The sequence below is a fragment of the Streptomyces sp. NBC_01571 genome (assembly GCF_026339875.1).
Lineage (GTDB): Bacteria > Actinomycetota > Actinomycetes > Streptomycetales > Streptomycetaceae > Streptomyces.
In genome coordinates this window covers 5,357,065-5,376,639 of sequence record NZ_JAPEPZ010000001.1, presented here as the reverse complement: position 1 = coordinate 5,376,639, position 19,575 = coordinate 5,357,065, and the positions used below count along the sequence as shown (strand labels likewise).

Sequence of the window (19,575 nt, the reverse complement as noted above, 5' to 3'; positions counted from 1 at the left end):
GTTCTACCCGCCCCGGGGCGCCTCGTGGTCCCAGGGCAGGGCCTGGGAGGCCGCCGACGAAGCCGTCGTGGCCGCGTCCCCGGCCGCCGCCCACACCCTCGCCCGCCGCCGTGCGACCGCCGTCCACACCGCGAGCACCAGCAACAGGGCGGTCCCCGTGCCGAGGCCGCCCGCGGCGACCGCCTTCATGTGCGGGTCCGCGCCGCCGCCCGTGCCGCCCGCGCGGTCCCCGGCGCCCGCCACCGCCCCGCCGGAGACCTCCGCCGGGGCACCGGCCGCGGCGTCGAACACGCCCCGGGGATCCGCCCGCCCCGCGTACGCCGGGCCCGCCTGGGCGGCACCCTCCACCCGTACGCGCAATGTCAGCCCGAACGGCCCGTCGCCGAACTTCTCGGCGACCCGCGCGGCGAGATGCACGGCGAGGTAGTACGAACCCGCGAACCGCATACTGCTGGTCCGGTCGTTGAGGGCGTAGCGGTTGTCGTACGCGACGGGAGGCAGCGGATCCAGTGCCGCGGCTCGCTGGCTGCCGTCGTATCCACAGCCCACGTCGTCGACGAACCCGCGGACGGGGTTGTAGAGGGACATGACCAGGGCCGTGCCCACGAACCCGTCACCACCCGTAGAACTGCCGAGCTCCGCGCCGGCGTAGAACTGCTGCCCCCAGCCGACCGGCACTTTGTAGAAGAGCGTCTGCCCAGGACCGATCCGGTCCTTCCAGACCCCCTTCTCGAGGGCGGCGGCCGTGGCGAACCCCGCGCCGCCCGCCCGGGTCCGCGCGTCTCCCTGAAGGGCTTCGGGCGAGGCGGAGTTCCACGTCTCGGGGGCCTTCGTCGAACCGGCCTTCTTCAGGGCGGGTTCCGACACATAACCGAGTTCGAGATCCCAGTCGCCGGGGGAGAGGGACGCGGACACCGACGAGCCGGACGTGTCGACGCGCTCGACCACCATGTAGTACGTCCCCGCCGTCTGGCATGAGTACTTGGTGGGGCCGATCTCGCGGGACGCCCAGGCGGCGATGGGATGCGGGCTCTCGGAGGCACCGAAGTGGGCGGCCGCGGAGGAGGAGCAGCGGCGGCTGTTGTCGTCCTGGACGGAGACCTTGACGCCGTCCGCGTAGGAGACCGTGGTGCCCGGCCTGGGAACGGCGGTGGCGGAGACGTACGCGTTGGACGTGGCGTCGAGCGCGAGGCGGTAGTAGAGCTTGCCGCCCTCGCCGAGAGAGCTCCGGTACGTCCTTCCGGGCTCCAGCGGTGCGGCGTTCGTGGTGGTCGTGGTGCCTTCGACCGTCGTGTCGTCCTCGGCGTAGGCGTACGGCTTCGGTGTACCGGACTCCGCCACAGGAGAGGCCGCCGAGGCCCTTCCCGTGAACACGGCCGTCGCGCACAGCGCCGCTCCCAGGGCCAGGGCCCCGAGCGCCCGCCCGTACCATGACGGCGCTCGCCGTCCCACCGTGCGCCGCCCCATCACGCCCCACCCCTCGTCGTCACCCCGGACCGTGGTCATCCTGCCCCGTCGGCCACGGGTTCGCCCTTGCTATCGGACAAGCGGCCGAAACCGCCTGTCCGGAGAGCCGGATGTTTCGCTCCTGCGATCAATTCGTCTGCGGAAGCGAACGGCGGAGACGCAGGAAGGCAGGCAGGCAGGCAGCAGGAAGGCGCTCGCCCGGGAAACACAAAACCCCGACCGCGAGGCGGCCGGGGTCTGCTCTGAGACTGGTGTCGGTACTCACGAACCCGTGGGTACGGAGTCAGTCGCCTCCGTCCACAGATCCTGCTCGGCGCGATCCGCCTGGATCTGGCGGTACACGAGGAGTCCGCCGATGGCGGCCAGTGCGACCAGGAGAAGCTTTTTCACCGCGCGACCTCGTCTTTCTTGACGTAGGGGACCTCTGGCGCCCGACTATACACACCGACCGATATCGATCGGTGACCTGCATCGACCCCCAACTCCCGTCCGGCGGAGAGCAGTAGGACGGGGCGTGACCACTCCGATCTCAGGGTGATCACACCTCACACACGGTGACCTTTCGGTGCTGTTTCGTGCTTTTCAGGGGCTTCAGAGACGTCTTGCGCCCATACGGGTGGTGTTCATCGGAACATCGACGCGCCACGAGCGTCGGTCCACCACTTCGCGGGCTGCTTACACATCATGAGGAAAGTACGCAAATCGCCTGACCCGAAAGTGAGGGGCCATGACCCAGAACAAGGTCATGAAGTTGTGGACCGTCATCGTGACCGCCTTCCTGGCGCTCTGCACGACGCTCGGATTCATCACGACCGCCGCGGCCGCGGCGGTACCGCAGACCGGAGCGACGCACAACAGCGCGGCTCCCGTGACGGTGCCGGCGCCGGCGCCATGGGCAGCGTCCTACAGTCGGGCCCTGCCCCCCACGATGAAACAACGTATCCACGCCGAGGCCCACGGCTCCTCACCGAGTTGCCGGCACCGCCCGCGGGTCGACGCAGAAGCGAGCGGCCTCACCGCCCTCCGCGCCCCCGATGCCACGACCGACGGTGATACGTCCCTCCAGCACGGCGAGGCGCCTCTCCAGCGCTGACGCGCACCGCACCACCTCATCGACTCTGCCCCTCCTGCCCGACGTAGCGGCGAACTTGCGTACACCGCCACACCCGGAAACCGAAGGCCCGGCACCTCGAAAGAGCTGCCGGGCTTTCTCATGCGCGGACACCGGTGGATATCCCTGCCCGGCTCCGCTTGTGGTCTTCGTATCGCCGGACACGCGGCGCTCTCAGAGGTTCCCCTGACGCCGTCGGCCAGCACCGCCGTTGGCCACACACAGAACTCGGATCCACCGAGCGACCTCTTACCTGTTCCCTTCCAGGTCGCCCGCCGAGCCAGGAGACGTTCACCTCGCGGCTGACGAAGCGGTGTCCCCCTCGCTCCGGCCGGCGCACCCCCGGCGGCCGATGCCGGCCGTAGATGCCGAAGACCCCCGGTCCTGGTGGACCGGGGGTCTTCGTGCTGGTGGGGCCAACAGGATTTGAACCTGTGGCCTCATCCTTATCAGGTCGATCACGGGGGTCTGTCGACGTCGACCAACGGCCCCTGCGCCTTGGTCGATCGTCCACTGAGATCCGGCGCCGGCCGCTGCTGTTCGTGCTTGTTGGTGTCAGCCACTGGTGTCAGCCGACGCACATGGTCTTGACAAGGGCCGCCCACGACCTGTGCCTGGACCCGCGGCCGCTGGAGTCTTAACTCACTTCACGCCGACGTAGACACCCGTGGCGCTGACCGCCGGGGTCGTGGTGGTGCCGGCGAAGCTGTAGCGCCAGTAGCCGCTGTAGTTCGCGGTCGCGGTGGTCTTCAGGTTGCCGTACGAGTCGGTGTACACAGTCTTGATCGTGGTGTACGTAGTGGTGCCGGCCTTGCGGAACTGGAGCTTGACCGGCTGGTTGGTGTAGCCGTGGTACAGGTTGTCGTCCCAGTTGGCGCGGGAGAGCTTGCCGGACGCCGTGAACGTCTTGCCCTTGTAGACGGACGTCGAGCTCACGGTGGTCGTCAGCTTCGAGTAGCGCTGCACCAGGCTGGTGCCCAGGCCGCTCTGGTCCTTGTAGCCGACCTTGCTCATGTCGGGGTTCTGCTGGTCCTGGCCGTTGAAGGCGACGGCCTCGGCGGCCACGTTCCAGGTGCCGGCGTCCGCGATCTTCGGGTCGGCGTCGGTCGGGTAGATGTTGATGGAGCCCTTGCAGGTGGCCGTCGTCGACGAGGTGGCGGTACAGGTCGCCGGGTTGTCGCCGTACAGTTCGGGGGCCGTGTCGCTGTAGCTGCCGTGGTACAGGAAGGCGTCCGTGTAGAAATCCTTCGCGGCGATGTTCACGGTCGAGCCGTGCGTCAGTGTGTACGAGTACGAAACGCTGACCTCGTTCGTGGTGCCGACCTTGATCGCCTTCGCGATCGAGACGTTGGAGAAGCTCGCGTTCAGCGTGTACGGGGTGCCCGAGTCGCCGACGGCCTGCGCGGCCGGGACTGCGAGGGCGGAGATGGCCAGGGCGCCGGAGACGGCGGCCACGGTGGCACGTATGCGCATGTGCGTTCCCCTGGAGGGAGAAGTGATCGTGGAGTCGGTTGACTCACGCGATCAGATCCGCGGGGGATGCCGATGGTTGTACGGCTGTTGCCCCGGCGGACCAGATTTAACGCACAGCTTACTGATCCATTGCGCAAGTGAGAGACAGCATCTCGCTGCACGAACGGGGTGGAATGGACGGACGCCTTCGCTGGCCTCGACCCAGCTGCCTTCGATGCTGTCAGCCTTGATCCCTTACGGGGACACGATGTTTAACCATCGACAGGTTCCGGTGCTGCTCACCGAACTCGACCGGCTTCCGGACGCCTGTGGCGGGGCTTGGGTCGTGCAGGCTCGAGAAATGTGTCAGGTCGTCATGAACGGACGGCACAGCTACCTCTGGTTCCTCGGCGACTGAAGCAATCTCCCTCAGCCCACCACTCACCCCGGCTCCCATCCCGTCCGCCGTCGACCCACACACCGTGGAGCGGGCGTGGTTCAGGGCGTCAAGGTGGAGCGCGCCACTGTACGAACGACCTGGACGCCATGGGCCGCGTCTGCTCGGCTCTGCCTGGGTCGGCGGTGGACGGGATGGGAGCCCACCGCGCACGCCATCCACGGGCCCGCGGTCGGCAACGGCGCCCCCTCCATCCCGGTGCCGGTCGATCCCCCGCCGGAGGCATTGCCTTGACCGCGGGCCGCTCTATGCGGTGATCGACTCATGGCCACCGGCCCTATCCACATGTGGGCACGCGTCGGCGCAGCGCGGGCGGAGCGGGCCGGAGGCAGGAGCGTCGCCCGCGGCGGAGCCGTGAAGCGCGCCCGGCGGAGCGGAGCGCAGCCGGGGCCTTCATGGCCGCGCTCAAGCGCGAGAAGGGCGGCGCGGCCACCCGCTTCGAGGTGCTTCGGGTCCTCCGCAACGCCCTCAACCGGGCAATGCAGGAGGAACTGCTCACCCGAAACGTCGCACTCCTGGTGGACATGCCCAAGGTCTCCAAGGACAAGGGCGCAGCGTGGAACGCGCGGGAGGCGATCGCCTTCCTTCGTTCGGTCCGCGCGCACCGCCTGTACGCGGCCTGTGTGCCGGTCCTGGTGCTCGGCCTTCGGCGGAGTGAAGTCCTCGGCCTGCGGTGGCAGGACATCGACTTCGAGGCAAACCGGTTCACCCCGGTCAAACAGGTGCAGCGGGAGAAGGGCGTCGGCCTGGTCCTCAAGGACCTCAAGACCGAGTCCTCACAGGCGGTACTTCCCCTCCCCGAGTTCTGTGCCCGCGTCCTGGAAGAACGCCGGGCTCTTCAAGAACTGGAACAGAAGATCGCTGGAGCCCGGTGGGTGCAGGAGGAAGGCCACGATCTGATCTTTCCCTCGGAGCACGGCGGCATGATCGACCCCACCGGATTCTCCCGGACCTTCGATCGCCTCGTGAAGCGCGCCGGCGTCCGCCGCATCACGGTCCGGCTCGCCCGGCATACCTGCGGCACCCTTCTCGCCTTCCTGAAGGTGCACCCCAAGGTCGCTCAGGCGATCCTCCGGCACAGCCAGATCAGCATGACCATGGACGTCTACACGCACGTGGTGGGCGACAGCGAACGGGAAGCCGTCACGCTGCTTGCGGAGCTGCTGGAGGACCCGCTCATCGGCTGATCGGCGCCGTTGGTGTCAATCGTGGGTGTCAAAAGACCCCCGGCCCTAGTGGACCGGGGGTCTTTCTGCTGGTGGGGCTAACAGGATTTGAACCTGTGGCCTCATCCTTATCAGGGATGCGCTCTAACCAACTGAGCTATAGCCCCGCCGCGCTTTGCGGTGTGTGTCCCGCGCGCTGACCTCTGAAGATTAGCGCACGACGCGGCCAGTCCCAAAATCGGTATCCCGGTCCCCTGGCGGAGGCTCCGAGGCCGCTGTTATTCGTCCTCGGCGAGGGTCAGCTCAATGCCGCCGACGAAGCCCGCGGACAGGTTGTAGATGAACGATCCGAGCGTCGCGAGCGCCGTGGCGAGCACGACGTCGATGACCGCGATGATCGACGTGAACAGCAGGACGTTCGGCAGGGAGAGGAACGACTGCAGGTCGAAACCGTTCGACTCGTTCGACCCCGTCGCCTCGGAGATCGTGCCGCCGACCGTCGAGAAGACGCCCATGGCATCCATGACCATCCACAGCACCGCCGACGCCACGATCGTGCAGATGCCGAGCGCGATGGAGAGCAGGAAGCTGACCTTCATCACCGACCACGGGTCGGTCTTGGCCACCCGCAGCCGCGCCTTGCGGGTGCGCGGCGTGGTGCGCGCCCCCGTCCGAGGCCGGCGCACGGCGCCCGACGGCGTCTGCGCCGCGTACGCCTGCGGCGGGTGATACGGCTGCGAGGGCTGCTGCGGTTGCCGCTCCCCCGGCAGTGCGGAGGCGGCCGCCGGAGCGGCCGTGCCGGCGCCCGCGGGAGCCGTCGGCGGAGCGGTCGGCGCACCGGGCGCCGCCTGGGTCGTGGAGGGACCGGCCGCGGCCGGTCCGCCCGGAGCCGCGGGGCCCGCTCCGGCCGCGTACTGCTGGCCCTGCGGACCTCGGGTGTCCGTCACAGTTCCCCCCTGGGATCCATGAGAGTCATGGGAGTCAGTCGTGTCCGTGGCGGGGCCACGGCCGCCGTCCGTGTCCGTACCGGTCGATCCGGCGCCCGTGGCTCCGCTCACGATGACTCACTCCTCGCGCTACTCGGACGAGGACGGCTCGCCCTCGCCCGTGCCGACGGCGTCGATGCCCTCGGCGGTCTCGTCCTCGGCGCCCTCGCCGTCGACTTCCTCGGCCTCGCGGCCGGCCTCGGCGTTACGTGCGATGCCGACCACGGCATCACGCTTGCCCAGGTTGATCAGTTGGACGCCCATGGTGTCACGGCCCGTCTCCCTGACCTCGTTGACTCGCGTACGAATCACACCGCCGGACAGGGTGATGGCGAGGATCTCATCGGTCTCCTCGACCACCAGCGCGCCGACGAGCGAGCCGCGGTCCTCGACGATCTTGGCGGCCTTGATACCCAGGCCGCCGCGACCCTGGACGCGGTACTCCTCGACGGCGGTCCGCTTCGCGTACCCACCGTCTGTGGCAGTGAACACGAACGTACCGGGTCGAACAACATTCATCGAGAGCAGTTGGTCCCCCTCGCGGAAACTCATGCCCTTGACGCCCGAGGTGGCACGGCCCATCGGTCGCAACGCGTCGTCCGTTGCAGTGAACCTGATCGACTGGGCCTTCTTGCTGATCAGAAGCAGATCGTCCTCGGCCGAGACGAGTTCGGCTCCGATCAGTTCGTCATCGGATCCGTCCTCCGTCTCCCGGAGATTGATCGCGATGACGCCGCCCGAGCGCGGGGAATCGTAATCCTTCAGTGGCGTCTTCTTCACCAGGCCGCCCTTGGTGGCCAGGACCAGGTAGGGCATCGCCTCGTAGTCGCGGATCGCGAGGATCTCGGCGATCGCCTCGTCCGGCTGGAAGGCCAGCAGGTTCGCGACGTGCTGCCCGCGGGCGTCGCGGCCGGCGTCCGGCAGCTCGTACGCCTTCGCCCGGTAGACACGGCCCTTGTTCGTGAAGAACAGCAGCCAGTGGTGCGTCGTCGACACGAAGAAGTGGTCGACGATGTCGTCCTGCTTCAGCTTCGCTCCGCGAACGCCCTTGCCGCCACGCTTCTGCGAGCGGTAGTCCTCGGTCTTCGTCCGCTTGATGTAGCCACCGCGCGTGATGGTGACGACGATGTCCTCTTCGGCGATCAGGTCCTCGATGGACATGTCGCCGTCGAACGGCACCAGCTTGGAACGGCGGTCGTCGCCGAACTTCTCGACGATCGCGGCGAGCTCCTCGCTGATGATGCCGCGCTGACGCACCGGCGAAGCCAGGATCGCGTTGTACTCGGTGATCTTCGCCTGGAGCTCGTCGTGCTCCTGGATGATCTTCTGGCGCTCCAGGGCGGCCAGTCGGCGCAGCTGCATCTCGAGGATGGCGTTCGCCTGGATCTCGTCGATCTCCAGGAGGCCCATCAGGCCCTCTCGCGCGATCTCCACGGTGTCACTGCGTCGGATGAGCGCGATGACCTCGTCGATGGCGTCCAGGGCCTTCAGGAGGCCACGCAGGATGTGCGCGCGCTCCTCGGCCTTGCGCAGCCGGAACCTGGTCCGCCGGACGATGACCTCGATCTGGTGCGTCACCCAGTGCCTGATGAACGCGTCCAGCGACAGCGTGCGCGGGACGCCGTCGACCAGCGCCAGCATGTTGGCGCCGAAGTTCGACTGCAGATCGGTGTGCTTGTAGAGGTTGTTCAGGACGACCTTGGCGACCGCGTCCCTCTTGAGCACGATCACGAGCCGCTGGCCCGTACGCGAGCTGGTCTCGTCGCGGACGTCGGCGATACCGCCGACCTTGCCGTCCTTGACCAGGTCGGCGATCTTCTGGGCGAGGTTGTCGGGGTTGGTCTGGTAGGGGAGTTCGGTGACCACCAGGCACTGGCGGTTCTGGATCTCCTCGACATCGACGACCGCGCGCATCGTGATGGAGCCACGGCCCGTGCGGTACGCCTCCTCGATGCCCTTGCGGCCCACGACCAGGGCGCCACTCGGGAAGTCTGGGCCCTTGATGCGCTCGATCAGGGCGTCCAGCAGCTCCTCGTGGGAGGCCTCGGGGTTCTCCAGGTACCACTGGGCGCCGGCCGCGACCTCGCGCAGGTTGTGCGGCGGGATGTTCGTGGCCATACCGACCGCGATGCCCGCCGAGCCGTTGATCAGCAGGTTCGGGAAGCGGGCCGGCAGGACCGTCGGCTCCTGGTTGCGGCCGTCGTAGTTGTCCGTGAAATCGACGGTCTCCTCGTCGATGTCGCGGACCATCTCCATGGACAGCGGCTTCAGCTTGCACTCGGTGTACCGCATGGCGGCGGCCGGGTCGTTGCCAGGAGAGCCGAAGTTGCCGTTGGAGTCCACCAGCGGCATCCGCATCGACCACGGCTGCGCGAGGCGGACCAGCGCGTCGTAGATCGAGGAGTCGCCGTGCGGGTGGTAGGTGCCCATGACGTCGCCGACGACGCGGGCGCACTTGTAGAAGCCCTTCTCGGGCCGGTAGCCGCCGTCGTACATGGCGTACAGGACGCGGCGGTGGACGGGCTTGAGACCGTCCCGTACGTCGGGCAGCGCGCGCGACACGATGACGGACATCGCGTAGTCGAGGTACGAGCGCTGCATCTCGGTCTCGAGCCCGACGGGCTCGATGCGCAGGGCGATCTCGCCCGCTTCAGGGATGCTCGGAGTGTTCTCGTCGGTCATTGCTGGTGCAGATCCTTTCTGACGCGGTCAGCTGAGACCGACTCAGATGTCGAGGAAGCGGACGTCCTTGGCATTGCGCTGGATGAACGCGCGGCGCGCCTCGACGTCCTCGCCCATGAGGACCGAGAACAGGTCGTCGGCCTGGGCGGCGTCGTCGAGCGTGACCTGACCGAGGACGCGGTGCTCCTGGTCCATGGTCGTGATGCGCAGTTCCTCGGCGTTCATCTCACCGAGACCCTTGAATCGCTGGATCGAGTCCTCACGGACGCGCTTGCCGGCCTGGCGGCCCAGTTCGATCAGCGCGTCGCGCTCACGGTCCGAGTACGCGTACTCGAAGTCGTCCCGCCCCCACTTGATCTTGTAGAGCGGCGGGCGCGACAGGAACACGTGACCGGCCTCGACCAGCGGCCGCATGAAGCGGAACAGGAAGGTCAGCAGCAGGGTGTTGATGTGCTGGCCGTCGACGTCGGCGTCCGCCATCAGGATGATCTTGTGATAGCGGAGCTTCTCGATGTCGAAGTCCTCGTGGACTCCGGTGCCGAAGGCGGAGATCAGTGCCTGGATCTCCTGGTTCTGCAGGATCTTGTCGATCCGCGCCTTCTCGACGTTGAGGATCTTTCCTCGGATCGGGAGGATCGCCTGGTACTGCGGGTTACGGCCGGACTTGGCCGAGCCGCCGGCGGAGTCACCCTCGACGATGAAGATCTCGCACTTGGTGGGGTCGTTCGACTGGCAGTCGGACAGCTTGCCGGGCAGGGACGCCGACTCCAGCAGGCCCTTGCGGCGGGTGAGGTCGCGCGCCTTGCGGGCCGCCACGCGCGCGGTGGCCGCCTGGATCGACTTGCGGATGATGTCCGCGGCCTCGTTCGGGTTGCGGTCCAGCCAATCGTTGAGGTGCTCGTAGACCGCGCGCTGGACGAAGGTCTTCGCCTCCGTGTTGCCCAGCTTGGTCTTCGTCTGGCCCTCGAACTGCGGCTCACTCAGCTTGACCGAGATGATCGCGGTCAGACCCTCGCGGATGTCGTCACCCGTGAGGTTGTCGTCCTTCTCGCGCAGCAGCTTCTTGTCGCGCGCGTACTTGTTGATCAGCGAGGTCAGCGCCGCACGGAAGCCCTCCTCGTGCGTACCGCCCTCGTGCGTGTGGATGATGTTGGCGAAGGAGTACACGCCCTCGCTGTATCCGCTGTTCCACTGCATCGCGACTTCGAGGGACAGGCTCTTGTCCTTGTCCTCCGCCTCGAGGTCGATGACGGTGGGGTGCACCACGTCTCCCTTACGGGAGTTGAGGTACTTCACGAAGTCGACGATGCCGCCTTCGTAGTGATACGTGACGGACTTGACCTCGTCCTTCTCGTCCGCGCCCGCCTCGTCCGCGCCCGCGGTGGCCTTCGCCGACTCACGCTCGTCCGTGAGCTTGATCGTCAGGCCCTTGTTGAGGAACGCCATCTCCTGGAAGCGCCGCGAGAGCGTCTCGAAGGAGTACTCCGTGGTCTCGAAGATGTCCGCGTCTGCCCAGAAGGTGACCGACGTGCCCGTCTCCTCGGTGGCCTCGTGCTGGACCAGCGGGGCCGTCGGGACGCCCATCTTGTAGTCCTGCGTATGGCGGTGGCCGTCCGTCCTGACCTCGACGGACACCTTGCTCGACAGGGCGTTCACGACGGAGACGCCGACGCCGTGCAGACCACCGGAGACCGCGTAGCCGCCGCCGCCGAACTTGCCGCCCGCGTGCAGGACGGTCAGGACGACCTCGAGGGCCGGCTTGCCCTCCGAGGCGACGATGCCCACCGGGATGCCGCGGCCGTTGTCGATCACGCGCACGCCGCCGTCCGGCAGGATCGTGACGTCGATCGTGTCCGCGTGGCCGGCCAGCGCCTCGTCGACGGAGTTGTCGACGACCTCGTACACGAGGTGGTGAAGTCCGCGCTCACCGGTCGAGCCGATGTACATGCCGGGTCGCTTGCGGACCGCGTCCAGACCCTCGAGGACGGTGATGGCACTGGCGTCGTACGAGGCCGTGACCTCGCCGTTCGAGGCGGTGGCCCCGGCGACGGCGCCTGCGTCGGTGGACGGGATGTTCTCGTTGGGGTTGCCGGAATCGGCCACGAAGCGCCCTTTCTGGCACAGCACAAACCAGGCTCGTCGGCGGGTTGCCGGAGCGGCTGCGGCACGTTGCGTTGGTAAGCCTTGATCAGCGTTGCTCAGCTTCTCCCGGACGGTCCCCACAAGTGGGCCGGGATTAGCTTCCAGTCTACCGGTAGCGCCGACAGTGATGGGGGTTTGCCGGTACCTGAGTCCGCATGTGCCGCCCTGAACCCGCCTCGCCCGACTCCCCATATGCGGCCCCGGCCTCAAAGAGGCTCACGGAGGCACTCAGCGCTTCCGGGTGTCAACCCTTCGCTACTGTGGAGTCAGGTCGGTGTTCGCAACCGCGTGCGGTTGCGAGTCCCCACCGCGAGCGCCCGCCTCCGGCGCCCGGTTCCCACGGGCCACGGTCACCCGTAGGTGTCGCCCGGACCCGTGCTCCCGGGGGCGCGCAGGGGCCCGAACCGGCGCGGGGGACCCCCGGGACCCTGCACCTTGATCAGCCGCACCGTGCCGTGCCCGAGATCCTGGTTCAGCCGCGCGACCAGCTGCGGGGCGAGCAACCGCAGCTGGGTGGCCCAGGCGGTCGAGTCGCACTGCACGGTCAGCACCCGCTCGGCCGGGTCGTCGTCGTACCGCAGCGGGACGCAGTGGTTGGCCAGGTCGTCGCCGACGATCTGCGGCCAGCGACCCATCACCCCGCCCACCGCGGCCGGGGTCTCCCAGCCGCGTTCGGTCAACAGCCGGTTGATCGCGGCACCCAGCGCCATCGGATCGCGTCCGTCGGCGCGCGCTCCGGAGCGCAGCCCGCCCCGCCGCGCCTGCTTCTTCTGCTGCGCGGCGTCCCCACGCGCGCGTGCCTGTTCCTTCGCGGCGCGCAGCGCCACGCGCGCGAGGTCGACGCCGGACGGCTCGGGGGTCTTCGCGGCGGCCTCACCGGACGGCGCGGACGGCTCCGGGATCCACGGTGTGTTCTCCGTCATACCCGCTCCACCGTGCCCTCCGAGACGGCGTAGCGCGTCCCCGCCAGGACGCCCGGCACGTCGTCGTCGACCGCCGCCGTCACGAGGACCTGCTCGCCGGGAGCCACGAGTTCCGCGAGGCGTTCCCTTCTGCGGCTGTCCAGCTCGGCGAAGACGTCGTCGAGGACCAGGACCGGCTCGTTGCCCTCGGCCCTCAGGAGGTCGTAGGAGGCCAGTCGCAGCGCCAGCGCGTACGACCAGGACTCGCCGTGCGACGCGTATCCCTTCGCGGGCAGCTCGCCCAGCTTGAGCAGCAGCTCGTCCCGGTGCGGGCCGACCAGGGTGACGCCCCGTTCGATCTCCGGCTTGCGGGACTCAGCGAGGGCCGCCATCAGCTGCTCGTACAGCTCCTCGCGGGTGTGGCCGGTGAGGGCGGCCGAGGAGGGCTTGTACTCCAGGGCGACGGGTCCCCCGCCGGGCGCCAGCTGTTCGTAGGCCTTGTCGGCCAGCGGCTGGACCGCGGCGACCAGGTCGAGCCGCTGGGCGAGCAGTTCGGCGCCCACCCGGGCGAGGTGCTGGTCCCACACGTCGAGCGTGGAGAGGTCCATGGTGCGGCCGCCGTGGCGGCGGGCCAGCGCGGCCGTCTTGAGGAGGGTGTTGCGCTGCTTGAGGACCCGGTCGTAGTCGGAGCGGACGCCCGCCATCCGCGGGGAGCGGGCGGTGATCAGTTCGTCGAGGAAGCGGCGCCGCTCACCGGGGTCGCCCTTCACCAGCGCGAGGTCCTCGGGTGCGAACAGCACCGTCCGTACGATGCCGAGCACGTCACGGGGTTTGACCTGCGAGGACCTGTTGACGCGGGCGCGGTTGGCCCGGCCGGGGTTCAGCTCCAGCTCGATGAGCTGCTGCCGGTCGCCCTGTCTGACGTTGGCGCGGATGACCGCCCGCTCGGCGCCCATCCGCACCAGGGGCGCGTCGGAGGAGACCCGGTGGCTGCCGAGGCTCGCGAGATACCCGACCGCCTCGACCAGGTTCGTCTTGCCCTGCCCGTTGGGGCCCACGAACGCGGTGACGCCCGGGTCGAGCGGGACCTCGACCCGGGCGTAGGAGCGGAAGTCGGCCAGCGACAGGTGCGTGACGTGCATGGTCGTTCGCCGACCTCCCCCGGAGACTCCGATCCTGGCCTTTCGGCCGGGGATCTGTGGATGCGGATGTGGATCTGTGGATTACTTCTGCTCGACGGCGTGGCCGCCGAACTGGTTGCGCAGTGCCGCGACCATCTTCATCTGCGGCGAGTCGTCCTGGCGCGAGGCGAACCGTGCGAACAGCGACGCGGTGATCGCGGGCAGCGGTACCGCGTGGTCGATGGCCGCCTCGACGGTCCAGCGGCCCTCGCCGGAGTCGTCCGCGTAGCCGCGCAGCTTGTCCAGGTGCTCGTCGTCGTCCAGGGCGTTGACGGCCAGGTCCAGCAGCCAGGAACGGATGACCGTGCCCTCCTGCCAGGAACGGAAGACCTCGCGCACGTCGGTGACGGAGTGGACCTTCTCCAGGAGCTCCCAGCCCTCGGCGTAGGCCTGCATCATGGCGTACTCGATGCCGTTGTGGACCATCTTGGAGAAGTGGCCGGCGCCGACCTTGCCGGCGTGCACGAAGCCGGAGTCGCCCTCGGGCTTGAGCGCGTCGAAGACGGGCTGGACCCTGGCGACGTTCTCCGCGTCGCCGCCGACCATCAGCGCGTAGCCGTTCTGCAGGCCCCAGACGCCGCCGGAGACGCCGGCGTCGACGAAGCCGATGCCCTTGGCGGCCAGTTCCCCGGCGTGCTTCTCGTCGTCCGTCCAGCGGGAGTTGCCGCCGTCGACGACGGTGTCACCGGGCTCCAGCAGGTCGCCGAGCTGGTCGATGGTGGACTGGGTCGCGGCACCGGCCGGCACCATCACCCACACCACACGCGGGGCTTCGAGCGCGCCCACCAGCTCTTCGAGGCTGTGGACGTCGGCGAGTTCCGGATTGCGGTCGTATCCGATGACGGTGTGGCCTGCGCGGCGGATCCGCTCGCGCATGTTGCCGCCCATCTTGCCGAGGCCGACGAGACCGAGCTCCATCAGTTGTTCCTTAGGTTTTCGACGTGGCGTGAGGGCACTTTCGTACCTGTGTCTGAGCCTAAACCCGGACGCTCACGCACACTTGCGGGCATAGCCGCTCAGGCGTACGCCCCACCTGCGGATTCGCCCGCCGGCCGGGTGGGCCCGGCGGGCTCAGCGCCTCAGCCGGACAGGCGCACCGGCATGATCAGGTACTTGTAGGCCTCGTCCGCCTCGGCGTCCACAGCGGGCTTGCCGCTCAGCAGCGCGGGCTTCGTGGACGTCGTGAACGACAGCTGCGCGACCGGGGAGTCGATGGCGCTCAGGCCGTCGAGCAGGAACGTCGGGTTGAAGGCGATCGAGACGTCGTCGCCCTCCAGCTGCGCGTCGACCCTTTCCACAGCCTGTGCGTCGTCGCTGGAGCCGGCCTCCAGGATCAGCACACCCTGCTCGAAGCTCAGCCGCACCGGGGTGTTGCGCTCGGCGACCAGGGCCACGCGCTTGACGGCCTCCACGAAGGGGGCGGTCTCGATGACGGCGATGGAGTTGAACTCCGTCGGGAACAGCGAGCGGTACTTCGGGAGGTCGCCTTCGAGCAGCCGGGTGGTCGTACGCCGCCCGGCGCCCTCGAAGCCGATCAGGCCCTCGCCCGCACCGGAGCCGGACAGCGCCAGGATCACGCTGTCGCCGCTCGTGAGGGCCTTGGCGGTGTCCAGGAGCGTCTTGGCGGGCACCAGGGCGACCGCGGACGCCTCCGGGTTCTCCGGCTTCCACAGGAACTCGCGGACCGCGAAGCGGTAGCGGTCGGTGGAGGCCAGCGTGACCGTGTCGCCCTCGATCTCGATGCGCACACCGGTGAGGACGGGGAGCGTGTCGTCGCGCCCGGCGGCGATGGCCACCTGCGCGGCGGCCGAGGCGAAGACCTCGCCCGGGACGGTGCCGGTCGCCGACGGCATCTGCGGCAGTGCCGGGTACTCCTCCACAGGCAGGGTGTGGAGGGTGAACCGGGAGGAGCCGCAGACCACCGTCGCCCGTACACCGTCTGTGGAGATCTCCACCGGCCGGTTGGGGAGGGCGCGGCAGATGTCCGCGAGCAGACGGCCGGAGACCAGGACCGTGCCCTCTTCTTCGACCTCCGCGTCCACGGAGACCCGCGCCGAGACCTCGTAGTCGAAGCTGGAGAGGCTCAGAGCGCCCTCCTCGGCCTTCAGAAGCAGGCCGGCGAGCACAGGCGCCGGCGGACGGGCCGGGAGGCTGCGAGCCGCCCAGGCCACTGCCTCCGCGAGTACGTCGCGTTCCACCCGGATCTTCACCGTTGCCGCCTCCGTCTGTTGCCGGCGCTCTCGCCCTGCAGGCCTTCGTCGTCTGACTCGGTGTCTCTCGACCCGCTGAGGGGAAGGACACCGGGGAACAGTCTGACGCACCGCACTGACAGTCGGTGCCCCTCGGGGTCAAGTCGTGCCGAGCCGCAGCTAGGGCTCCAGGAGCAAGTTGTGCACAGCCCCCACTTCGAAACGATTCCCAGGCTCTCTCTAGTTGGTCTTAGTAGTAGGGCCTGTGGAAACCGTGGATAACCCTGTTTTCGCAGGTCAGCCTGGATTTTTTGTCCACCGACCCTGTGGGTGGAGGCGGTGGAAAACCGGGGGCGTCTGTGGACGGCGAAAAGTTCTGCACACACGATGCACAGCCTCGGGCCACTTCTCCCCAGCGCCGTCCCCAGCTTTACCCCCGTTCCCCACAGCCCAACCCGGCACCTTGGTGTGACGCCTTTCACTCGACACGGTGAGAGGGCGCGTCTCGTTGCCGAACAGTGGACAGGGGTGTGGAGAAGCTGGGATTCACTGGGGACAACAGGCGCCGACCTGTGGGTCGTCGGTGGACAACTCCGCGCACAGCCTGTGGATCATTTCCTTGTCCACAGTCTGTGGAGAGCGTTCGTCCACGAATCCACAGGGGGCTGACCTGGCCCGATGGTCCTACGACCGCACACCCTGTGGACACGATCGGGACAACTTCGCGGTCCCCAGGGTGTGGACGCCAGAAAGTCACCGAATCTGTGGAGAGTGGCCGTAACCCTGCGCGTATTCGAACAGATGGTGCCGAGCGCATGACCTCTGGTCGACGCCGGGCGGCCGCCGAAAGCGGACGAGGAGTGCCTCGGAGACCTCCGGAACGGCGTTCCGGAGGGTGCCGGGGGGCGCTTCCAGGGGCGTGGGGTGAAGCCGCAACGTGCCGGCGAAGCCGGAACGTTGCGGGGGCGGAGTCGGAACGCGGGTGGGGGCGGAGTCGGCGGGTCTCGGAAGCGCGCGGCGGGCCGAGGAGGAGACGGGCGGACGCACGGGAGCCGCGGCGGCGGTCTGGAGACGTGGGGAGCCGATCCCCGGGATGCCTGCGGGGACGGCGGGGACGGCCGTCGGGGGTGGCCGGGAGAGCGGCGGTGGCGTCGGCGTCGGGGACGGACGCGGGTCAGCAACGGAAGGCGCCCGCGGGAGCGTGTCCCGGGGCGCCGTCGTCGGCGTACCGCCGCGTCCGTCAGGCGTTCTTGATGCGGTTGGTGAGCTCGGTGACCTGGTTGTAGATCGAGCGGCGCTCGGCCATCAGCGCGCGGATCTTGCGGTCGGCGTGCATGACGGTCGTGTGGTCGCGGCCGCCGAACTGGGCACCGATCTTCGGCAGGGACAGGTCGGTCAGCTCACGGCACAGATACATGGCGATCTGGCGTGCCGTCACCAGGACGCGGCTGCGCGAGGAGCCGCACAGGTCGTCCACCGTCAGACCGAAGTAGTCGGCGGTGGCCGCCATGATCGCGGTCGCGGTGATCTCCGGAGCCGAGTCCTCGCCGCCCGGGATGAGGTCCTTCAGGACGATCTCCGTCAGACCGAGGTCCACCGGCTGCCGGTTGAGCGACGCGAACGCCGTCACCCGGATCAGCGCGCCCTCCAGCTCGCGGATGTTGCGCGAGATCCGTGACGCGATGAACTCCAGGACCTCCGGCGGGGCGTTGAGCTGCTCCTGCACCGCCTTCTTGCGGAGGATCGCGATACGCGTCTCCAGCTCGGGCGGCTGGACGTCCGTGATCAGCCCCCACTCGAAACGGTTCCGCAGCCGGTCCTCCAGCGTCACCAGCTGCTTGGGCGGCCGGTCGCTGGAGAGCACGATCTGCTTGTTCGCGTTGTGGAGCGTGTTGAAGGTGTGGAAGAACTCCTCCTGCGTCGACTCCTTGTCCGCCAGGAACTGGATGTCGTCGACCAGCAGGATGTCCATCTCGCGGTAGCGCTTGCGGAAGCTGTCGCCCTTGCCGTCGCGGATGGAGTTGATGAACTCGTTGGTGAACTCCTCGGAACTCACGTACCGCACACGGGTGCCCGGATAGAGGCTGCGGGCGTAGTGCCCGATCGCGTGCAGCAGGTGCGTCTTGCCGAGCCCCGACTCCCCGTAGATGAAGAGGGGGTTGTACGCCTTCGCCGGCGCCTCGGCGACGGCGACCGCGGCGGCGTGCGCGAAGCGGTTCGAGGCACCGATGACAAAGGTGTCGAAGAGGTACTTCGGGTTGAGGCGCGCGGTGGGCTCACCCGGACCGGATGCCGGCGCGGGCTTGGCGGCCAGCGGACCGGGGGCGCCGCTGGAACTGGGCAGCGAGGGGCCGCCGCGGTGCAGGTGGCCGCCGCCCGAGGACGTGTCCTGGAGGTCGCGGCGGTCGGGACGCTGGTCGTAGTCGGAGCGCGGCTGGTCGTAGTCCTGGCGCTGCTGCTCGTAGGGCGGGCGCTCCGGCGACTGCGGCCGGTAGTCCTGCGACGGCGAGGCGTAGGGGTCGCGCTCCGGGAAGCCGAGGCGCTGCTGCTGCCAGCCGTAGTCGTCCTGGCCGTGCCGGGGCCAGGCACCGGGCTCCGGACGCTGGTAGTCCGGGTACGCGGGGCGGGCGGTGGGCAACTGGTCGGAGCGGCCGGGCGGCAACTGGTCGCCGGGACCGCCGGGCAGCTGGTCGGCGCGCCCTCCCCGGTGATCGCCCCGGTGATCCTCACGCCGGTCCTCACGCCGTTCGTCGCGTCGGTCGTCGGCGCGGTGGCGGCCGTACCCCTCGTAACCTTCGCGGCGCTGCGCGTCGTAGGCGTTGCGATCCTCACGACCGGAGTCGTAGCCGTTGCGGTCGTCGCGCCCTTGGGTGTCGTAGCCGGCGCGCTCGTCGCGGGGGGCCTGGCCGCCGTAGGGGTTGCGGTCCTCGGCGCTCTGACCGTCGTACGTGTCGCGGCCCTGGCCCGGACCCGAGGAGGACTCGGACTCGTCGTACCGGGGCTGGACGGGAGGCGGCGGGGGTTCGCCCGCCGAGTCGTCGACGGTGATCGCGATGCGGATCGGACGCCCGCACTCGCGGCTCAGCGTCTCGCTGACGATCGGCGCGAGGCGGCCTTCCAGTACGCCCTTCGCGAACTCGTTCGGAACGGCGAGCAGAGCGGTGTCCGCGACCAGTGCCAGCGGCTGGCAGCGCTTGATCCAGTGCTCGTCCTTCACCTCGACACCCTGCCCACGGCCCTCACCGAGGAGTTGTTCCAGTACTCGTGGCCACACTGCGGCAAGATCGGCAGGTACGTCAGCCACAGGGCACGCTCTCTCACGGGTCCCACGAACGTGTGGTTCTGGGAACAGGTTGGGAAGTCAGTCGGGTGGGAGGGGGAACAAAACCGCTGGGGCGGTGGGAAGGGAACGAATCGGAGTTCAGCCACGGTAGTCAGGGCGACCGCTGTGGTTCAAGTTGTTGTCCCCAGCCTGTGGATAGTGTCTCTCGCCAGGTGCTGGTTTGACCGGATGGCGCAGCCGCGCGTACCGTAACCAGGTCGAGTTGTCGATGGCTGCTGCCGCCTGCCTCCGATGGGCACAGATCGCGAAAAGTGATCGGGAAGCGGTGCACTCGGGCGTAATGCGAGCTACTCGTGGGCGCACGGTGACAGCCAGGACGGCACCCCGCCACCACCGATTCTTTCTGGAGCCCCCGAGTGAGCAAGCGCACCTTCCAGCCGAACAACCGTCGTCGCGCCAAGACCCACGGCTTCCGCCTGCGGATGCGCACCCGTGCCGGCCGCGCGATTCTCGCGAACCGCCGTGGCAAGGGTCGCGCGAGCCTGTCCGCCTGATCA

The 19,575-nt window shown here is 68.7% G+C and carries 14 protein-coding genes, 2 tRNA genes and 1 pseudogene; 4 read left to right on the top strand and 13 right to left on the bottom strand.

The genetic code is table 11. From position 1 onward, the window contains the following. Window positions 1–3 precede the first annotated feature (3 nt). A complete protein-coding gene (locus OHB41_RS24205) occupies window positions 4–1,506 on the bottom strand; it encodes a hypothetical protein (protein ID WP_266700294.1) in 1,503 nt (500 codons plus the stop codon). 222 nt (window positions 1,507–1,728) lie between these two features. Further along, window positions 1,729–1,857 (bottom strand): DLW-39 family protein, encoded by a 129-nt coding sequence (locus OHB41_RS24200; protein WP_003999697.1) that lies wholly within the window; start codon window positions 1,855–1,857, stop codon window positions 1,729–1,731. Between the two features lie 337 nt (window positions 1,858–2,194). Here OHB41_RS24200 and OHB41_RS24195 point away from each other — a divergent pair, with 337 nt between their 5' ends. Then, window positions 2,195–2,560: a DUF6344 domain-containing protein gene (locus OHB41_RS24195; RefSeq protein ID WP_266700293.1), complete on the top strand. Its 366-nt coding sequence runs from the start codon at window positions 2,195–2,197 to the stop codon at window positions 2,558–2,560. A gap of 426 nt (window positions 2,561–2,986) precedes the next feature. Here the strand turns inward: OHB41_RS24195 and OHB41_RS24190 are convergent. Then, window positions 2,987–3,070: transfer RNA gene (locus OHB41_RS24190), tRNA-OTHER, on the bottom strand. A 150-nt stretch (window positions 3,071–3,220) separates the two neighbouring features. After that, window positions 3,221–4,051, bottom strand: coding sequence for a hypothetical protein (locus OHB41_RS24185; RefSeq protein ID WP_266700292.1), 831 nt, complete (start codon window positions 4,049–4,051; stop codon window positions 3,221–3,223). A 247-nt stretch (window positions 4,052–4,298) separates the two neighbouring features. Here OHB41_RS24185 and OHB41_RS24180 point away from each other — a divergent pair, with 247 nt between their 5' ends. Beyond that, complete coding sequence (locus OHB41_RS24180; RefSeq protein ID WP_266700291.1) at window positions 4,299–4,448, top strand: hypothetical protein; 150 nt, start codon at window positions 4,299–4,301, stop codon at window positions 4,446–4,448. A 428-nt stretch (window positions 4,449–4,876) separates the two neighbouring features. Beyond that, window positions 4,877–5,674: pseudogene (locus OHB41_RS24175) on the top strand (site-specific integrase); the annotation flags it as partial. Window positions 5,675–5,743: 69 nt separating this feature from the next. On the opposite strand, the gene OHB41_RS24170 reads toward OHB41_RS24175, so the two are convergent. The 9 genes from OHB41_RS24170 to dnaA all read right to left on the bottom strand — a co-directional run bounded on the left by OHB41_RS24170 (window position 5,744) and on the right by dnaA (window position 19,039). Continuing rightward, window positions 5,744–5,820, bottom strand: a tRNA-Ile gene (locus tag OHB41_RS24170). 111 nt (window positions 5,821–5,931) lie between these two features. Further along, window positions 5,932–6,711, bottom strand: a complete 780-nt coding sequence (locus tag OHB41_RS24165; protein WP_266700289.1) for a DUF3566 domain-containing protein — start codon at window positions 6,709–6,711, stop codon at window positions 5,932–5,934. 18 nt (window positions 6,712–6,729) lie between these two features. Then, window positions 6,730–9,321 carry a DNA gyrase subunit A gene (gene gyrA, locus OHB41_RS24160; protein ID WP_266700288.1) on the bottom strand — a complete coding sequence of 864 codons (2,592 nt, stop codon included), beginning with the start codon at window positions 9,319–9,321 and terminating at the stop codon, window positions 6,730–6,732. A 42-nt stretch (window positions 9,322–9,363) separates the two neighbouring features. Further along, window positions 9,364–11,448 (bottom strand): DNA topoisomerase (ATP-hydrolyzing) subunit B, encoded by a 2,085-nt coding sequence (gene gyrB, locus OHB41_RS24155; protein WP_323138394.1) that lies wholly within the window; start codon window positions 11,446–11,448, stop codon window positions 9,364–9,366. 365 nt (window positions 11,449–11,813) lie between these two features. Then, on the bottom strand, window positions 11,814–12,386 hold the full coding sequence (locus tag OHB41_RS24150; protein WP_266700287.1) for a DciA family protein: 573 nt from the start codon (window positions 12,384–12,386) through the stop codon (window positions 11,814–11,816). Beyond that, complete coding sequence (gene recF, locus OHB41_RS24145) at window positions 12,383–13,507, bottom strand: DNA replication/repair protein RecF (RefSeq protein ID WP_266700286.1); 1,125 nt, start codon at window positions 13,505–13,507, stop codon at window positions 12,383–12,385. Before recF ends, OHB41_RS24150 begins: the two co-directional genes overlap by 4 nt. Window positions 13,508–13,588: 81 nt before the next feature. Continuing rightward, on the bottom strand, window positions 13,589–14,464 hold the full coding sequence (gene gnd / locus OHB41_RS24140; RefSeq protein WP_266700285.1) for a phosphogluconate dehydrogenase (NAD(+)-dependent, decarboxylating): 876 nt from the start codon (window positions 14,462–14,464) through the stop codon (window positions 13,589–13,591). Between the two features lie 161 nt (window positions 14,465–14,625). Next, the gene (dnaN, locus tag OHB41_RS24135) at window positions 14,626–15,756 is read right to left on the bottom strand and encodes a DNA polymerase III subunit beta (RefSeq protein ID WP_153289618.1); all 1,131 of its coding nucleotides are present in this window, start codon (window positions 15,754–15,756) and stop codon (window positions 14,626–14,628) included. Window positions 15,757–16,975: 1,219 nt separating this feature from the next. After that, window positions 16,976–19,039, bottom strand: a complete 2,064-nt coding sequence (gene dnaA, locus OHB41_RS24130) for a chromosomal replication initiator protein DnaA (RefSeq protein ID WP_266700284.1) — start codon at window positions 19,037–19,039, stop codon at window positions 16,976–16,978. A 395-nt stretch (window positions 19,040–19,434) separates the two neighbouring features. On the opposite strand from dnaA, the gene rpmH reads away from it, so the two are divergent. Beyond that, window positions 19,435–19,572, top strand: coding sequence for a 50S ribosomal protein L34 (rpmH, locus tag OHB41_RS24125; protein ID WP_006381191.1), 138 nt, complete (start codon window positions 19,435–19,437; stop codon window positions 19,570–19,572). Window positions 19,573–19,575 lie beyond the last annotated feature (3 nt).

Excerpts from the sequence above, each read along its gene's own strand:
- OHB41_RS24205 (WP_266700294.1), bottom strand. The coding sequence starts at position 1,506 with ATGACCACGGTCCGGGGTGACGACGAGGGGTGGGGCGTGATGGGGCGG.
- OHB41_RS24195 (WP_266700293.1), top strand. The coding sequence starts at position 2,195 with ATGACCCAGAACAAGGTCATGAAGTTGTGGACCGTCATCGTGACCGCC.
- OHB41_RS24185 (WP_266700292.1), bottom strand. The coding sequence starts at position 4,051 with ATGCGCATACGTGCCACCGTGGCCGCCGTCTCCGGCGCCCTGGCCATC.
- OHB41_RS24180 (WP_266700291.1), top strand. The coding sequence starts at position 4,299 with ATGTTTAACCATCGACAGGTTCCGGTGCTGCTCACCGAACTCGACCGG.
- gyrA (WP_266700288.1), bottom strand. The coding sequence starts at position 9,321 with ATGACCGACGAGAACACTCCGAGCATCCCTGAAGCGGGCGAGATCGCC.
- OHB41_RS24150 (WP_266700287.1), bottom strand. The coding sequence starts at position 12,386 with ATGACGGAGAACACACCGTGGATCCCGGAGCCGTCCGCGCCGTCCGGT.
- recF (WP_266700286.1), bottom strand. The coding sequence starts at position 13,507 with ATGCACGTCACGCACCTGTCGCTGGCCGACTTCCGCTCCTACGCCCGG.
- gnd (WP_266700285.1), bottom strand. The coding sequence starts at position 14,464 with ATGGAGCTCGGTCTCGTCGGCCTCGGCAAGATGGGCGGCAACATGCGC.